This is a genomic window from Mesorhizobium sp. M7A.F.Ca.CA.004.06.1.1 (genome assembly GCF_003999135.1).
Taxonomy (GTDB): domain Bacteria; phylum Pseudomonadota; class Alphaproteobacteria; order Rhizobiales; family Rhizobiaceae; genus Mesorhizobium.
The window spans coordinates 1-2,331 of record NZ_RZPQ01000859.1; the positions used below are offsets into that span (position 1 = coordinate 1).

The 2,331-nt window shown below is 61.8% G+C and carries 3 protein-coding genes and 1 pseudogene; 1 reads left to right on the top strand and 3 read right to left on the bottom strand.

Features of this window, described 5'->3' with window-relative positions; all coding sequences use genetic code 11:
* Positions 1–10: 10 nt before the first annotated feature.
* On the bottom strand, positions 11–280 hold the full coding sequence (locus EN906_RS31265) for a BrnT family toxin (RefSeq protein ID WP_127272042.1): 270 nt from the start codon (positions 278–280) through the stop codon (positions 11–13).
* 106 nt (positions 281–386) lie between these two features.
* The gene (locus tag EN906_RS31270) at positions 387–1,538 is read right to left on the bottom strand and encodes a ceramide glucosyltransferase (RefSeq protein WP_127276809.1); all 1,152 of its coding nucleotides are present in this window, start codon (positions 1,536–1,538) and stop codon (positions 387–389) included.
* A 232-nt stretch (positions 1,539–1,770) separates the two neighbouring features.
* Between EN906_RS31270 and apaG the strand changes: the two genes are divergently transcribed.
* On the top strand, positions 1,771–2,163 hold the full coding sequence (gene apaG, locus EN906_RS31275; protein ID WP_013533640.1) for a Co2+/Mg2+ efflux protein ApaG: 393 nt from the start codon (positions 1,771–1,773) through the stop codon (positions 2,161–2,163).
* Between the two features lie 63 nt (positions 2,164–2,226).
* On the opposite strand, the pseudogene EN906_RS31280 reads toward apaG, so the two are convergent.
* Positions 2,227–2,331: pseudogene (locus EN906_RS31280) on the bottom strand (IS110 family transposase); the annotation flags it as partial.

Consider the following 2,331-nt stretch of genomic DNA (forward strand, 5'->3'; position numbering starts at 1 on the left):
GAGACAGGTCTTAGAGGTTTTCGACATAGTCCGTAATTTCCTGCCTTGTGGCCTTGCGCAGCGAAATAACGCGGATGGCGTATCGTCGCTCGACATAAACCATCACATGGACGCCAGTTCCGATCAGACCGATGGCAACGAGGCGGTCCTCGCCAAAGTCCTCGCTGTCGTCGAGCCTGATAGCGGCGTTGGCGAAGTCGAAGGATGGTGCGATCGCAAAATCCACGCCATGCTTGGCCCTGTTCATCCTGGCCTTGTTTTCATCCCACTCGAACTGCATCGCCGCCGGTGCGTTCCCATAAATTATGTATACACAAAAATAGAGCCTAACGCAACATTTCCGTATATACGATAATTATTCCAGCGGTCAAACCTAGCTGACGCCTTCAGGCGCCGGACGGCGTCTCTTCCAGCTCGGCCGTCTTGGTGCCGATGGTCATCGCATTGCCGCGCCAGTCGACGGCGCCGCCGAGCCAGCCGCGTCCCCACATCGCCGGCAGGATCAGGTCGCGCGCCATGATCGCGGCGACCATGCGTGGCGACAGGTACCAGCCCTTGGACCAGGCCAGGGCGCACTCCGGAAGGTAGAAGGCCGCCAGTACGGCAATGGCGGTTGCCCAGAGGCTGAAACCGGCACTGGCTGCGGCAATCAGCGCAAGCACCAGCGGCACCAAGGCGCCGGTCAGGATTTCGGGTGCGAAGAACAGCGGGAAAGTGACGCGGCGCAGGCGCGCCCAGCGGGCCTGACGCGACCAGATCTCGTCAAATGAGCGCCGGCCAAGCGGCTGCTCGAAGGGGGCGGCGACGAGATTGACGCGCAAGCCGAGGCTGTTCACCAGCTTGGTCGCGGCGGCGTCCTCGGCGATCTCGGCGGCCAGCGCGCGGATGCCGCCATTGGCGTCGAGCATCGGCTTGTTCCAGAGCATGCTCTTGCCCTGGGCAAAGCCAAGGCCGAGCGCCTCGCCGGCATATTGCCAGCGCGCCTGCAGCGTGTTGAGGAAAGCGCATTCGACCTCGGCCCAGAAGCCGGCAGGCCGGGAGCCGATCGGCGTCGAGCAGACAAGGCCGGTGCCGGACCGCCAGGCAGCCATCAGGTGCTGGACGTAGTCTCTCGGCATCAGCACGTTGGAATCGGCCAGGACGACCCAGTCGTGCCGCGCCGCTTCCCAGCCCTTGACGCAATTGTTGAGTTTCGGATTGGCGCTGATGCGGTCGTCGCCGATAAGCAGCCGGGCCGGAACTTTCGGAAACCGGACGATCGTCCTGTTTATCAATTTGACCACCGGATCGTCGGCATGGGCAACGCAGAAAATCAACTCGTAGCGCGGCCAATCGAGCGAGAAGGCGCGTTCCAGCGTCTCCTGCGTGAACGGCTCGACGCCGCGCGACGGCACGACGATCGACACCGGCCGCGGCTTGGCGGCCGGCGGCCCAATGGTGTGGCGCCGTTTCAGACGCGAAGCGGCGAGCACGATGCTGGCGAGATTCGAGAGGATGAGGACAGTTGAAAGCGTGGCGGCTATGAGAGTGAGTTCCATCGAGATCCGGTCACTCCAGGAAAACCGGTCCGCAAGATGGCCGGTTCAACAGTTCAGCAGAGCGCCCGAGTCGCGCATCACCAGTCCGCGCACACCATCATTGTCATATGTCACTTAAATGACATTCTTTGTCGGCACCTGCCCGCGAGGTCGGCCAGAGGAGGCTTCGGTCGGTTGACCTAACCGCACAGAGCGCCGAAAGTTCCGCTGGAACCGTTTTTTGGAGCCGCTTATGTATAGCGCCGTCACGCGCAACATCGAAGTGCAGGTCAGGCCGTTCTATCTGGAGGACCGCTCGGATCCCTCGGAGAACCGCTATGTCTGGGGCTATCAGATAACGATCGACAATCAGTCGGACGACTTCGTGCAGCTTCTGTCGCGCTATTGGCATATCACCGACGGCACTGGCCGGGTGGAGGAGGTGCGCGGCCCCGGCGTCGTCGGCGACCAGCCCGAACTCAATCCCGGCGACAGCTACCAATACACGTCCGGTTGCCCGCTCTCGACACCATCCGGCATCATGGTCGGGCACTACACGATGCGCAACAAGCGGGGCGAGACATTCGACATCGCCATTCCGGCGTTTTCGCTGGACCTGCCGGGGACGCGGCGGACGGTGAATTAGCGTCTTTCTCCCCGTTCTACGGGGAGAAATGCCCGGCAGGGCAATGAGCGACTATCTGTGGTGTCAAGTTGCATTGGCGAACTCCATGCGCGCATCGCGTGCTTTTGCATTGAGAATGACGAGGAGTTTTCGCGCCAGCGCCATGCGGATGACCATTTTGGTTTTGCC